General features: G+C 71.6%; 11 protein-coding genes. 1 reads left to right on the top strand and 10 read right to left on the bottom strand.

The features are described from left to right. Positions 1–82 precede the first annotated feature (82 nt). The 3 genes from ABQ271_RS01075 to ABQ271_RS01065 all read right to left on the bottom strand — a co-directional run bounded on the left by ABQ271_RS01075 (position 83) and on the right by ABQ271_RS01065 (position 3,642). Positions 83–1,612, bottom strand: a complete 1,530-nt coding sequence (locus tag ABQ271_RS01075; protein WP_349309723.1) for a DEAD/DEAH box helicase — start codon at positions 1,610–1,612, stop codon at positions 83–85. Positions 1,613–1,792: 180 nt separating this feature from the next. Next, positions 1,793–2,773, bottom strand: a complete 981-nt coding sequence (pip, locus tag ABQ271_RS01070; protein ID WP_349309722.1) for a prolyl aminopeptidase — start codon at positions 2,771–2,773, stop codon at positions 1,793–1,795. Further along, positions 2,770–3,642, bottom strand: coding sequence for a neutral zinc metallopeptidase (locus ABQ271_RS01065; RefSeq protein ID WP_349309721.1), 873 nt, complete (start codon positions 3,640–3,642; stop codon positions 2,770–2,772). The genes pip and ABQ271_RS01065 overlap by 4 nt, the downstream gene beginning before the upstream one ends. A gap of 157 nt (positions 3,643–3,799) precedes the next feature. On the opposite strand from ABQ271_RS01065, the gene ABQ271_RS01060 reads away from it, so the two are divergent. Further along, positions 3,800–4,234, top strand: a complete 435-nt coding sequence (locus ABQ271_RS01060) for a recombinase family protein (RefSeq protein ID WP_349309720.1) — start codon at positions 3,800–3,802, stop codon at positions 4,232–4,234. Between the two features lie 9 nt (positions 4,235–4,243). Here the strand turns inward: ABQ271_RS01060 and ABQ271_RS01055 are convergent, their stop codons facing one another. Genes ABQ271_RS01055 through ABQ271_RS01025 form a run of 7 tightly spaced genes read right to left on the bottom strand, consistent with a single transcriptional unit; the run spans position 4,244 to position 13,798 of the window. After that, entirely contained in the window at positions 4,244–5,929 is a 1,686-nt protein-coding gene (locus ABQ271_RS01055) for a serine/threonine-protein kinase (protein ID WP_349309719.1), read from the bottom strand. Beyond that, positions 5,926–7,356 carry an FHA domain-containing protein gene (locus ABQ271_RS01050; protein WP_349309718.1) on the bottom strand — a complete coding sequence of 477 codons (1,431 nt, stop codon included), beginning with the start codon at positions 7,354–7,356 and terminating at the stop codon, positions 5,926–5,928. The genes ABQ271_RS01055 and ABQ271_RS01050 overlap by 4 nt, the downstream gene beginning before the upstream one ends. Continuing rightward, the gene (locus tag ABQ271_RS01045; RefSeq protein ID WP_349309717.1) at positions 7,356–8,177 is read right to left on the bottom strand and encodes a protein phosphatase 2C domain-containing protein; all 822 of its coding nucleotides are present in this window, start codon (positions 8,175–8,177) and stop codon (positions 7,356–7,358) included. Before ABQ271_RS01045 ends, ABQ271_RS01050 begins: the two co-directional genes overlap by 1 nt. Beyond that, positions 8,174–9,190: an RDD family protein gene (locus ABQ271_RS01040; RefSeq protein WP_349309716.1), complete on the bottom strand. Its 1,017-nt coding sequence runs from the start codon at positions 9,188–9,190 to the stop codon at positions 8,174–8,176. Before ABQ271_RS01040 ends, ABQ271_RS01045 begins: the two co-directional genes overlap by 4 nt. Next, positions 9,187–11,499, bottom strand: a complete 2,313-nt coding sequence (locus ABQ271_RS01035; protein WP_349309715.1) for a transglutaminaseTgpA domain-containing protein — start codon at positions 11,497–11,499, stop codon at positions 9,187–9,189. Before ABQ271_RS01035 ends, ABQ271_RS01040 begins: the two co-directional genes overlap by 4 nt. Then, positions 11,496–12,827, bottom strand: a complete 1,332-nt coding sequence (locus ABQ271_RS01030; RefSeq protein WP_349309714.1) for a DUF58 domain-containing protein — start codon at positions 12,825–12,827, stop codon at positions 11,496–11,498. Before ABQ271_RS01030 ends, ABQ271_RS01035 begins: the two co-directional genes overlap by 4 nt. After that, positions 12,827–13,798: a MoxR family ATPase gene (locus tag ABQ271_RS01025; RefSeq protein WP_349309713.1), complete on the bottom strand. Its 972-nt coding sequence runs from the start codon at positions 13,796–13,798 to the stop codon at positions 12,827–12,829. The genes ABQ271_RS01030 and ABQ271_RS01025 overlap by 1 nt, the downstream gene beginning before the upstream one ends. Positions 13,799–13,835: the final 37 nt, after the last annotated feature.

The following is a 13,835-nucleotide window of genomic DNA, read 5'->3' as shown; positions in this document are numbered from 1 at the left end:
CCCGCCCAACGATGTGCGGGACGGACACGAAGAGAGCCGCACCCCGTCAGCGGGGTGCGGCTCTCGACGAGGATGCTGCGGGTCAGCGACCGGCGCGGCGGCCTGCGCCGTTCTGGCGCACGACCGATCCGACGCTCAGTCCGCCGCCGGTGGCGCGGCGACCGGTGCGACGCGCGCCGCCGGCCGGGGCTGCCTTCGGGGTGCCGTGCGCGGCAGCCTGACCGCCCGAGGCGTGTCCGGCCCCGCGGGTCGGCTGCGCGTCGCGACGCGGGGCCTCGGTGCTGCGGCCCTGGCCACGGCCTCGGCCGCCGCCACCCTGGCCCGAACGACCGCGGTCGCCCTGGCCCTCACGAGCGGCGCGCTTGCGCTGCGCGTTGGCACCCTGGCTCTGTCCGCCGCCGCGGACCTGCGGCTGCTCGGGTGCCGGGGTGACGTGCGCGGCGACCTCGCCGACGAGCTCGACGACCGAGGCGGATGCCGCGGTCACGGTCTCGGGCGTGACGGAGATCGCGGCCTTGCGCAGCAGCGAGTCGACGTCGCGACGCTGCTCGGGCAGGACGATCGTGACGACGGCGCCCTCGGCGCCGGCGCGGGCGGTGCGGCCCGAACGGTGCAGGTACGCCTTGTGCTCCATGGGCGGGTCGACGTGGACGACGAGCTCGACGTTGTCGACGTGCACACCGCGGGCGGCGACGTCGGTCGCGACGAGCACACGGGCGGTGCCGGCGGAGAAGGCTGCGAGGTTGCGGTCGCGCTGCGGCTGCGACAGGTTGCCGTGCAGGTCGACCGACGGGATGCCCTGCGAGGTCAGCTGCTTGGCGAGCTTCTTCGCGGCGTGCTTGGTGCGAAGGAACAGGATGCGACGGCCGGTGCCCGAGGCGAGGAAGCGCACGAGCTCCTTCTTCTCGTCGGAGCCGGGCACGTGGAACACGTGGTGGGTCATGGCGGTGACGGGCGAGTGCGCCTCGTCGACCGAGTGGAGCACCTCGTTCTGCAGGAAGCGGTTGACCAGCTTGTCCACGCCGTTGTCGAGCGTGGCGCTGAACAGCAGGCGCTGCGAACCCTGCGGGGTCGCGTTCAGGATGCGGGTGACCCCGGGCAGGAAGCCGAGGTCGGCCATGTGGTCGGCCTCGTCGATGACGGTGATCTCGACGGCGTCGAGGCTCACGAGCTTCTGCTGCATGAGGTCCTCGAGGCGGCCCGGGCAGGCCACGACGATGTCGGCGCCGGCGCGGATGGCCTCGACCTGACGGTTCTGGTTCACACCGCCGAAGACGGTGGCGGTCTTCATCCCGTAGGCGGCTGCCAGCGGAGCGAGCACGCGGTCGATCTGCGTCGCGAGCTCGCGGGTCGGGGCGAGCACGAGGCCGAGGATGCGGCCGCGTCGGCGGGTGCCGCCGGCGAGCTCCTGCCCGAGGCGGGCGACCATGGGGATCGAGAAGGCGAGGGTCTTGCCCGAGCCGGTGCGGCCGCGGCCGAGCACGTCGCGACCGGCGAGCGTGTCGGGGAGCGTGTCGATCTGGATCGGGAACGCGGTGGTCTTGCCGTCGGCAGCCAGAGCGGCGACGAGGGGAGCGGGCACGCCGAGCGTGCCGAACGTGGGTTCAGTCATGAGAGAACTAACTCGGGCGTGTTCGCCCGGATCGGTGTCCCGAGTGCGAGTGCGCAGACGGGTTCGCCGTGAGAAAGGTCGCCAGCGACGATCGATGGATCGGCAGCGGATGATGCGTTCTACGACGCGAGGGGCACCAGGAAAGGCGCCGCAACCCGTCCAGCGTAGCAGTCGCTCCCCTCAGGAGGCTGCGAAGCGATCGGTCGCCGCCCGCAGCGCCGCCGCAATGCCCGGCTCGCTGGCCGAGTGACCGGCGTCGTCCACGACGACGAACTCCGCCTCGGGGAGGGCCCGATGCAGGTCCCAGGCCGTCATCATCGGCGTGCACATGTCGTAGCGGCCCTGCACGATGACGGTCGGGATGCCGCGGATCGCGTCGACCCCGTTGATCAGCTGGTCGCCCTCGAACCACCCCTTGTTCACGAAGAAGTGATTCTCGATGCGCGCGAACGCGGTGGCCCGGGCATCCCCCAGCATCGACGCGACCAGCTTGGGGTCGGGGTGGAGAGTGAGAGTGGATGCCTCCCACGTCGTCCACGCGACCGCGGCCGGCACGTGCACGGCGGGGTCCGGATCGAACAGCAGGCGGTGGTAGGCGTCGATCATGTGGGACCGCTCCGACACGGGGACCGGCTCGAGGAACTTCTCCCACAGGTCGGGGAAGACGGCGGCCGCGCCGCCCTCGTAGAACCACTCGAGCTCGTGCCGGCGGAGCGTGAAGACCCCCCGCAGGAGGAGTTCGGACACCGACTCGGGGTGGGTCTCGGCGTAGGCGAGTGCGAGCGCGCTCCCCCACGATCCCCCGAACACCTGCCAGGTCTCGATGCCGAGGTTCTTGCGCAGCAGCTCGAGGTCGGCGACGAGATGCCACGTCGTGTTGTGACGGAGGTCGGCGTCGGGTTCGCTCACGTGGGGCGTGCTGCGCCCGCATCCGCGCTGGTCCATGAGGATGATGCGATAGCGCTCGGGATCGAAGAACCGGCGATGCCAGGGCGAGGTGCCCGCGCCCGGACCGCCGTGCAGGAACACGACCGGCTTGCCGTCGGGATTGCCCGACTCCTCCCAGAAGACGCGCTGGCCGTCGCCGACGAGGAGCTCGCCCGTGCGGTGCGGCTTGATCTTCGGGTAGAGGATGCCGTCGAGTCGGGCCTGGGTCTTCATAGTTCCCTTCCGGAGACTGCGAACGTGTCGCACGCGGTGCGACCTTCACGGTATCCGGTCATGAACCATCTCTGCCGCTGCTCGCTCGAGCCGTGCGTCCAGCTCTCCGGATTCACCCGTCCCGACTGCTGCTGGATGTGGTCGTCGCCGACTGCGGCAGCGGCCGAGAGAGCGTCGTCGATCTGCGCCTGAGTCGGCGTCACCAGATAGGACTGACCGTTCGCGTCCTTCTGCTCGGGCGCCTTCGCCGTCCACGCGCCCGCGTAGCAGTCGGCCTGCAGCTCGGTGCGGACGGAGTTGCTGTCCTCGCCGGTGCCGTCGCGCGGGTGATCGTCGAAGACGCCCTCCAGGTGCTGCACGTGGTGCCCGTACTCATGGGCGAGCACGTACAGCTGCGCGAGATCGCCGCCCTCGGCGCCGAGCTGGCTCCGCAGGATGGACCAGAACGCGGGGTCGATGTAGACGGTCTCGTCGGTCGGGCAGTAGAACGGACCCGTCTGAGTGGATGCCGTGCCGCACGGGGTCTGCTGCTGCCCGTCGACGAGTCGGAGGTCGGGTGCGCGGTAGCCGGAGAGCTCGTTCTGCCAGTACGAATTGATGACCTCTTCGCCGGCGTCGAGCCGGCAGGAGTCGTCGTTGTTGGCATCGCGGCCGGTCTCGCAGCCCTCGAGCGCGGTCCCCTCGCTGCGGGAGCCCCCCTCGGGAGAGCCGCCCAAGAGGCCGCTGAGGTCTTGGCCGGTGAAGAGCGAGATGAGGAGCACCGCGATGCCGATGACGCCGACGCCGGCCCCACCGGCGATCATCGGGCCGCGGCCGCCGCCCCGGGTCGCGCTCTTTCCCCGCACATCCGCGTTCGGGTTGAAGGTCATGCCCGGGACGGTACTCCGGCCGACGCCGGGAACACACGGGTTGCATCGATGCCCGGATCCGTGCTCGCGGCATCCGGACAGTCGGACAGAATGGGGCGATCGGACACAATGGACTGCGACGGCGCTGACTGCGTCATCGCTCGCGGAGGAGATCACAGTGGACGCACGCGCGGACGAACCGGCGCCCGGGGACTACGCCGAGTCGCGCACGATCGCGATCCCCGACGACCCGATCGCGGATGCCCCCGGCTTCGCGGCCCTGCAGCCCAGTCCGGAATGGTGGCTGGCTCTTCCCGCCGGTTCGCGGCTCGTGGGGCTCGTCGTCTCGCGACCCGACATGCCGAGCATCGTCGCCCAGCGCGAGGCGCTCGCGCGGTTCGGAGTGCCGATCGAGGGGTTCCGGCATCCGGCGCCCGATATCGGGGAGACCTGGGAGCAACGACTCACGCGACTGTTCGGACGCCTCGGTGCCGGCGACGTGCTCGTCGTCACCGACGTCAAGGCGCTCGGCCGCGACGCGCACGAAGAGACCCGCACGGTGGCGGAGCTGCGGCGCCGCTCGGTCATCGTGAAGGTGCTCGACCGGAGCTGAGACGCCGGATCAGGATGCCGCGCAGATGCGGAGCGGGTCACTCGTCGCGCCGTTCTCCCGGCGCACACTGACATCGATGCAGAACTGGGTCTCGCCGCGCAGCCGCACGCTGACCGAGGTCTCCCGCGCGTTCGAGGCCGTCGCCTCGCCGCCGTCGAGGCGAACCGGCTGCCACAGGTAGGTGTCGCCTTCCTTCGGATCGGGGTTGATCCAGCGGAAGCTCGCGCGGCCGTCCTTGATCCGCCCCTGCCCCTCGGTGGGCGCCGCGATGAACTCGGACACCGGATCCTGCGGAACCGCAGACGCCGACGGTGTCTTCGTGGGCACCGCTTCGTCGGCGGGCGGCGTCAGAAGCGACGCGACCACAACCGCTCCGACCACGACCACAGCCACGACGGCGGCGGCGACGACCCCCACCCACACCTTCTTGCGCGACGCCGCCGGAGGCGTCGTGTGGCCGCCCTGCCCCGCAGCGGGCGCGAGCGGAAGGGCCGGCGAGGTCTCGGAGGTCGCGCCTCCGGCGGCGATGCGCTGCGGGCCCCGGACGATCGTGCCCTCGTCGGCGGCGGGCGCGACGGGCGCCGACGCGGGGATGGCCGTCGGGGGACGCAGAACGGTGGCGTCGAGGCCCGGAGCGGCGGCGCCGGGTGCCCACCCCGAGGTGTCGCGGCGACCCGTGGCATCCACTCCGGCGCCGAGGCCGGCCGCCAGCGCCGTGCGCTCCCACGTGGGACCCGCCGCGGGGGCGGTGTGCGGGTCGATGCTCACGATGCCGCGGACGCGGGTGAGCTCGCCGTCCTCCTCCTGATCCTCGATGGGGGGCGCGTCGTCGAGGATGTCGATCGGAGTGACCGAGTGGGCGAGCTCGATCTGCACCTTCTGCAGCGCACGGGCGAAGGCGACCGCGGACTCGTACCGGTCGCCCGGTCGCTTCGCCATGGCCCGCTCGAGCACCTGGAAGAGCGAGGCGGGGACGTCGGCGCGCTCGAGGCGGGCGAGCGGCTCGGACTCGATCCGACGGATCAGGTCCGCCCCGCCGTTGCGCCCGCCGGGCACCTCGAACGGCGACCGGCCGGCGAGCAGGTTGTAGACCGTGGCGCCCAGCGCCCAGACGTCCGAACGGACCGTGAACTCGGCGGTGTCGGCGAAGGACTCCGGCGGCGACCACGGGATCGACATCCCCGCGGACGGATCGACGCCGTCCGCGGTCGTCGCGATCCCGAAGTCGGTGAGCGCGGGCCGGTTGTATTCGGTGACGAGGATGTTGGCGGGTTTGATGTCGCGGTGGAGGATGCCGGCGCGGTGCGCCGTCTCGACGGCCGCAGCGACCTGGATGCCGACGCGCAGCGCCTCGGCGACCGAGATGGGCGCCGACCGGGCGCGCACCTGCAGATTCGGCTTGGAGCAGTACTCCATGACGAGGTAGGACCGGCCGTCCTCGGCGACACCGGCCTGGTAGATCGTGACGATGGCGGGATGCGTCGACAGCATCGCCATGACGTTCGCTTCGGCCTGGAACTGCTCGACCGCGCCGCTCGTCATCTTGTCGGCGAGCAGCACCTTGACCGCGACCCGACGGCGAGGGAGCGCCTGCTCGTACAGGTACACATCGGCGAAGCCGCCGGAGCCCAGCACCTCGAGGTACGAGAAACCGGGCAGCTGGGGTGGCGCGGCAGGAGCGCGCTTCGAGCTCACGGCAGGTCCTCGAAGGTCAGGGTGACGCCGTCGCCGAGGTCGAGCACGTCGGCATCGATGACCATGGTCGGCTCGTTCGGGTGGAGGCGGACCGGGTCGTGCCCGCCCCGGAGCAGGACGGTCCCGTTGGTGCTCGCGAGGTCGACGGCCAGGACGTGCTCGCCCTCCGCGCGGATCTCGACGTGGTTGCGCGAGATGTCGTGCTGCGGACCGTCGACGGCGACGAGGGTCGGCAACTCGTTCTCGGCCGGCCGGGTCGAGCGGGGGCGACGGCCGACGATGACTGTGCGCTCGAGCTCGACGACGCGACCATCGGCAAGGCGGATGCGGCCCCGTGACGGGCTCCGCGGCGGGACGTCGTCGATGGAGTCGAAATCGGATGATGCGCGCATCGCGCGAGCCTCCGCGACCGACACGGTGGCGCCGTCGTGGTCACCGAGCGCCGCGGGCGGGGCGTCCGGCAGCGGGGGGACGGGAGGGACCGGGTGCGACGGAACGAACGGGGGGAGGGCCGGGACGGGCGCCGTTCCCTGCGCGGCCGTCCGCGGGCTGACGACCGTGGAACCCAGGGCGGGGTCCTCCTCGACGGCGGACACGGTCTCGGCGGGATCGGCCGGCTCGCTCTCGACGGGGGCCGACAGCGGCGTCCCGCCGAGGGTGTGCATCGGCGGGACACCCGTGACGAGGCCCGGCGCCTGCGTCTCGGCGGCCGGTTCGGACTGCTTCGAGAGGGTGCGGGGCGTGGCGATGGTCTCACCGAGCTCTTCGGATGCGTCCGGAGCGGGAGTCGCCTCGGACGATTCCGTGTCGGAGGGTGCGGGCTCGTCATCCCCGTCGTCGACGATCTCGGCCGGTTCCGGTTCCGCGTGCTCCGGTTCCGGTTCTGCCTCCGCGGGCTCCGGTTCCGGTTCCGCGTCCGCCGGCTCCGGTTCCGCCGCCGCGGGTGCGGGGACGGGCACCACGGCGGGCACGTCCCGCTCGACGACGTCGAAGACGACCTCTGATGCAGGGACCACACCCGATTCGATCGGCAGCAGGTCGGCATCCGTCCCCGTCCCGAGGTCGACGCTCACGCGGACGACGCCCGCGAGGAACCGCTCCGTCCATGTGGCGACGCCGGCACCACTGACCGCCTCGATGCCCCCCGCCGTCTCGACCAGGAGCGTGACGGGTCCCCGGACGGCCACCCGCACCCCGTCACCCTCCGCGACGGCGAGCCCGAAAGGCGGGATCGCGGCGAGCGACGTGCCGAACGCGCCGGTGAGCGACTCGAGGACAGCCCCGATTCCGCCGCTCTCGAGTCGGCGCCACACGCCCTCGACCGCGTGCGGCGTCACAGCCGGCGGCAGCACAGCCAGCGCTGACCCGCTCACGGCGGCGCGCCACGCCTCTGCATTGCCATCGGGCCGATATCGCATTGCGCGCATCAGGCGTCTCCTCCTGCCGCTGCCCGCGGCCGTGTGTCTTCGTCGGCGTCCGACGCGCCCCGTGCGGGCGAGGTGTCGTACGCATCATCATCCTGCCCCGCCACGCGGACGGCATCGACCACGATGGCCGTGATGTTGTCGCGTCCGCCGTGCAGCATCGCTTCGTGGACGAGGCGGGTCGCCGCTTCCTGCGGGTCGGCGACGTCGCGGAGGATGCCGCTGATCCGCTCCTCCGGCACCTCGCCCGACAGGCCATCCGAGCAGATGAGCATCCGGTCGCCCGGTTCGGCCGAGATGAGCCAGAAGTCGGCCTCGCCGCCGCTGCCCGCCCCGATCGCGCGGGTGATCTCGTTGCGGCGCGAATCACGGCCCGCCGCTTCGCCCGTCAGCTGACCGGAATCGATCAGCTCCTGGACCACGGAATGGTCGACGCTGATCTGCTCGAGCTCACCCTCGGCGAAGCGATAGGTGCGCGAGTCGCCGACGTTGATCGTAAGCCAGTAGCCGTGGCCGCCGACGTCGGTGACCGCGACGCCCGTGAGGGTGGTGCCCGCTGCCCGACCCTCGTGGCCGATGCGATCGACGACGGCGCGGGCGCGCGCGAGGGCGGTCCGCATCCCGTCGATGCCGACGGACGCGAGGCCGACCAGTGAGCGGAACTCGCGGACGACGGCTGCGCTCGCGGCGGCTCCGGCGTCGTGGCCGCCCATGCCGTCGGCGACGAGGAAGAGGGGGTATTCCGCCAGGTGGGAGTCCTCGTTGACGCGGCGACGCAGGCCCGGATGCGTCGCCGCGCCCGCCTGGACGTCGATCGCGGTCATCGGGCAGTCTCCACGGTCAGGCGTCGATCGCCGAGCTCGAGCGCGTCACCCGACCAGATACGGGCAGGTGTCCCGGGGACGAGCCGCTGCGGCTGTCCGCCGCGGACGATCACGACGCCGTTGAGCGAGTGCCGGTCGAGAACCCACGTGCCCGCGTCATCCGCGCCGATCTCGAAGTGCGTCTTGGACAGCGACAGCGTCTCGTCGCGAACCGGCACACTCGCCCGTCCGGCCTGCTGCCCGGGTCCGCGCCCGAACAGGGTGTCCTCGTACACGGTGTGGCGGGTGCCGTCATCCCACCGGAGGATCGCGATCACGGGCGGCGCGGCCCGCTCCGCCGATGTGGGCCGCCCCTCGCGGTGCGGCACACCCGGAACCGTCGAGATCACGTCGACCGGAAGCGTCCGGGGCATGCGGCGGTTCGGCGGGACGGATGCCGGGGCCCACGCGGGCGCCGGCAGGTTCCCCCCTTCCGGGGTCGCCGCCGCGACGGGCGCGGAGACGGCAGCAGCCACGGGGGCATGGACCGGTTCGACGTGCGCCGGGACCGCCTCGACGGTCGCGGGGGGCCGGGGCGCCGGAACCGGAACGGCGTCGATCATGACGGCGCCGGAGGCGAAGTCGTGCCAGCCGCGGCGCCACCGGGACGCGTCGAACAGGGGCGAGAACAGTCCCACCACGACGCTGCTGGTCACTGCCCAGACGAGGTTCCGGCCCAGCGCGCGGCCGAAACCGAGGCCGGCATCGTCCGCGGCATGCTCGAGTCGCAGTCCCATGAACCGCATGCCGAACGACCCCCGGCCGCCTTGCAGGGCCGTGTAGACGAAGAACCATGCGGTCAGGGCGACGGCCAATACCGGCGCAAGGAGAAGTATCGACACGGCGCCGGCCGAGAGCACCGAGAGCGCCACGACGATCCCGGACACCACCGCGGCAACGGCTCCGCCCAACGCGGAGTCGATGACGACCGCGAGGATGCGGTGACGCATCGTCGCTGGCGGACGCTCGGTCATCGCCGGCGCACCGATCGGTTCGCCCGGTTCCGGCGCAGCGACCGAAGGCTCAATCGCGCGCGCAGGCGCTGCCAGAACGTCGAGCCGCCGGCCATTCCGGCGACGATCTCATCGATCTCGCGCCAGAACGTGTCCACGTCCTCGGGGGTCGGGTCGCCGGGACCGTACACGTCGGCGTCGGCCCGCTGAGCGAGCGTCGCAACGCGGGGTCCGTCGAAGGCCTCACCCACGACGGTCGCACTCTCGGCGCGGGTGGATCCCGGCGGAACGCTCACGCGGTAATCGACGGCGCGGTCGACGAGCTCGTCCCAGCCGCCGGAGACCCGGTCGGCCGTGCGCTCGGCACGGAGGCGGCGCGTGCGCCGAGCAGCCTTGATCCCGCCGACCACGAGGAACGGCGACATCAACAGGAGAATCGTGCCGAGCCCTCCGGCCGTCCACAGCAGCACCGGTCCGAGCCAGTCGGGGCCGGGGTCTTCTTCTTCGTCCTGGTCGCGCTCCTCAGCGAGGGCCGGCGGAAGCTCAGCCGGCTCCTGCGCAGGCGGCGGCGGCTGCAGAACCTGCGGCTTGGGATTGGCGCGCGGCTTGGTGTTCTGCTGGCTCGGCTCGTTGTCCTCATCGGGAGTCGGGTCGAAGGGCACCCAGCCGGCCCCCTCGAAAGCGATCTCGACCCAGGCGTGCATGTTGTCGCCCGTCGCGGTGAAGACACCACCGGCATCCTTCTCGCCCTCGGCGGGGTGCCAGCCCATGACGACCCGCGCGGGCATGCCGAGCTGGGTGGCCATGAGTGCCATCGCGACGGCGTACTGCTCGTCGTCGCCGACCATCTGCTCGTTCGACACGAGCGTGTTGATGCGCGCGGCACCGTGACCCGACGGCGAGTACACGTCGTCGGCGAGACCGTGGCTGAAGTAGCCGTCGGTCTGCAGGTAGCTCTCGAGAGCGCGCGCCTGCTCGATCGGCGTCTCGGCGTCTTCCGTGGCATCCGAGGCGATCTCACTGAGTGCCTGCGGGATGCCGGTCTGCTTCGGCATCTTCAGCGGCGCGAACGGCTCGTCGGCGATCTGCTCGTCCGCCGGGATCCGCGGGATGATCGTGTCGATCGTGTACGCGTCTCCCGAGCGGACACCCGAGGTGACCACAGCGGTCCCGGTCGCGTCGTTGAAGTGGGCGCCCCGGCGCAGATCGTTCGCACGATCGCCGTCGAAGGTGATGTCGCGTGCCGAACCGACGGACGGCAACCAGACCCCGGAGAGGTTCTCGATGTCGACGCGCACCTTGGTCTCACTGCCCTCGGCCTCCGGCGACATGTTCGACCGGACGGCGGTGAACGCGCTGGAGGAGCCCGCACCGTCCTCGGCGACGTTGTAGACGACACCGTCGTAGGCGTCCATCGTCGCGAGTCGGACGCGCCCGTCCTTCGGGAAACCCGTGACGGTGAACAGCGGCTCCGTCTTGAAGTCGCGGACGTACTTGCGCCAGGACTGCAGCGGGCTCGCGTAATCGTGGATGTCGAAGGGCGGGACGACGAAGTCCCGCAGGATGTAGCGCTGCGTGGGCGGGGCAGCGGTGGCCGCGACGGCGGCTCCCGCGCCGGTCGCCAGGGCGAGGACGATCCCACCCGAGACGAGACGACGCAGCCGCGCGGCGCGCGAGGCATCCACTCCGGGGGCGGCGGCCTCGACCGCGGTGCGCTCCGGGCTCCACATCGTGCGGAGCGAGAGCCAGATGACCGCGACCACGACGAACAGAGCGCCCTGGACGACGGGGGCCACGGTCTGCGCCGTACCCATCAGGATCTCGCCGGCGATGTAGAGCGAAGCGGGAATCAGCGCCCCCGCCGCGCGGCGCAGCCGGAAGGCCAGCGACGCGGTGGTGACCGCGGCCACGAGCGTCGTGAGGAAGGGCACGATCAGGTGCCCGTCCCCCGCGTCGACCGGCGGCACCGTGGTCAGGAGGTCCTTCCAGGATGTGACGACGCCGATCGCCAACTGCCGCCAGGTCTCAAGCGTCGGGACGACGCCGAGGAAGGTCGTGCGGGGCAGAGCCAGCGCGCCACCGAGAAGGAAGTAGAGGGCCACCGTCGCCCCCGCGAGCGACAGGATGCCCCATCGCCACCGCGCTCCCACCCAGGCGAGCGCGAGTCCGAGCACCAGCGCCCCCGCCGACGCGACGATGTAGGAGGGGCCGTCGAAGGTCGCGGCGAACCCGACGATGCCGACGGCCAGGAGGAGAACGATGGCGCTGACGTCGGCGATGAGACGCCGCCACGTCGCGCCCGGGATCTGGAGAACGGCCAGACGATTCATGACAGCACCTTGCGGAGCGCGTTGGGAAGCTGATCGAGTTCGCCCAGGGCGACGACGTCGGCGTCGCCCACGCGGCGCAGCACGGGAGAGTCGAGACGCGAGTCGGCGACGATCGCGAGGGTGCGGACGCCGAACGGCACGCGCGCGCAGGCGAGGCGGAGCTGTGCCGGGTCGACCGTCGACCCGCACAGGAGGACGGCGACAGCGGCATCCGGTGAATGCGCGGCCAGGATGCCGGCGAGCGCGACGATGCCGCCGTCACGGGGCTTCGTCGTCTCGAGGGCAGAGAGCGAGTCGAGGTAGCGGCGGCCGGTCTCGGCACGGATCTTGCCCGCCGAGGTGCGGACGTCGAGCGTGCGCGAATCGCGGAGCGCCCGGAGTCCGACGGAACCGGCGATGGAGATGGCGGTTTCGAACTCCTCGGCATCGCGGTACTCACCGGGATGCGTCGACAGGGCGACGACGAAGTGCGACCGGCGGGTCTGCTCGTACTCGCGGACCATGAGGGTCCCCGTCCGGGCGGTGGACTTCCAGTGCACGTGGCGGAGGTCATCGCCCGGCTGGTACTCGCGGAGCGCGTGGAACGACACGTCGTCGCGGGCGAGGTGCTGGTCGGGCAGACCCTCGAGGTCGCGCATCTGACCGAGTGAGAGACCCTCGAGAGGCAGCGTCCGCGGGTGGACGAACAGGTCGACGGCCTGGCGTCGGTCGTTCGTGCGCTCGAAGAGGCCGAGCGGATCGCCCCGGAGGACGCTCACCGGACCGACGGCCAACACCGCGCGGTGCGTCGTGGGGATCGCGAAGAGTTCCTCGTGGTCCTCCCCCGCCTGGAGGCGCGGCACTTGGAAGACGCCGCGACCGGATCCGACCGGGAGGACGATTTCGGCGGGGAGCAGGGGGCGGGAGGTGCGGTTGGCCAGCTTCAGCGCGCCGACGGCTCGCTCGCCCACCACGACGCGGGTGCGAGTGAGGTCGAGGTCGACCTCGTAGGCGGTCCGACCGAAGAGGAATCCGACGCACAGGAGCGCGACCACGGTCGCAACGATGGCCGCGACGAACGCCTCCTGCCACCCGAGCGCGAAGGCGGTGATCCAGAGCACGATGCCGACGGCGATGACCACCCACCCCGTGAGCTGGATGACCTCGGCGATGATGGCGGCGCGGCGACCTGCGCGGCGCGCCCACACGACCGCATCCTCGCGCAGCTTCTCGGCACGCGTGGCCTCCCGCGGGGCGAGCTGCGGCGCGTCCTCGGCGGTGTTCTCGGGGACGCCGGAGGCGCCGGGCGCCTCCGGCGCCTCGGCGACCGTCTCCGGCGTCATCGTCATCAGGCGGACGCCCTCGCGAGAGGTGCCTCGACCTGAGCGAGCGCACGTTCGATGATCGACACGGGCGTCGTTCCCGAGAACTCGGCCTCAGGGTCGAGGACGAGACGGTGGGTCCAGACGGGAGCGGCGAGTGCCTTCACGTCGTCGGGGATGATGTAGTGCCGCCCCTGGGATGCCGCGACCACGCGCGCGATGCGCATCATCGAGATCGCGCCGCGCACCGAGACGCCGAGCTTGGTGTCGTCGGACTCGCGGGTCGACTCGACCAGCTGCGCGGCGTAGCGCGCGACGGCGGGGTCGACGTGGACCGTGGCGGCGAGGTCGGCCATGTCGGCGACCGCCTTCGTGGTGATGACGGGGCTGAGCTTCGACGAGGGGTTGCGATCGACGTCGCCGGCGAGGATCCGCTCCGCGACGGCGAGCGACGGGTAGCCGATCGAGGTCTTGATCATGAAGCGGTCGAGCTGCGCCTCGGGCAGCTTGTACGTGCCGGCCTGCTCGATCGGGTTCTGCGTCGCGATGACGAGGAACGGGCGACCCACCTCGTGGGGCACACCGTCGACGGTCACGCGGGACTCCTCCATGACCTCGAGGAGCGCGGACTGGGTCTTCGGCGACGCACGGTTGATCTCGTCCGCGAGCACGATCGACGCGAAGACCGGCCCCTTGTGGAACTCGAACTTGTGGTTCTGCTGGTCGTAGATCGTGACACCGGTCACGTCGGAGGGCAGCAGGTCGGGCGTGAACTGGATGCGGGTGGACGAGCCCTGCACGCTGGCGGCGAGCGCCTTCGCGAGGCTCGTCTTACCCGTGCCGGGCGCGTCCTCGAGCAGCACGTGGCCCTCGGCCAGCATGGCGGCCAGGACGAGACCGACGACCTCGCGCTTGCCCATCAGCGCCTGGTCGACGTTGTCGACGAGTCGGGTGAACGTCTCGCGGAACCAGGCCGCCTGTTCGGGGGTCATGCTCATTCGTTCAGTCCTTCTTCGTGATCGTCATCGTGTGCAC

The sequence above is a fragment of the Microbacterium sp. MM2322 genome, assembly GCF_964186585.1.
Taxonomy (GTDB): Bacteria; Actinomycetota; Actinomycetes; order Actinomycetales; family Microbacteriaceae; genus Microbacterium.
The sequence above is the reverse complement of the archived record's forward strand: the minus strand, read 5'-3'. Positions and strand labels throughout refer to the sequence as shown.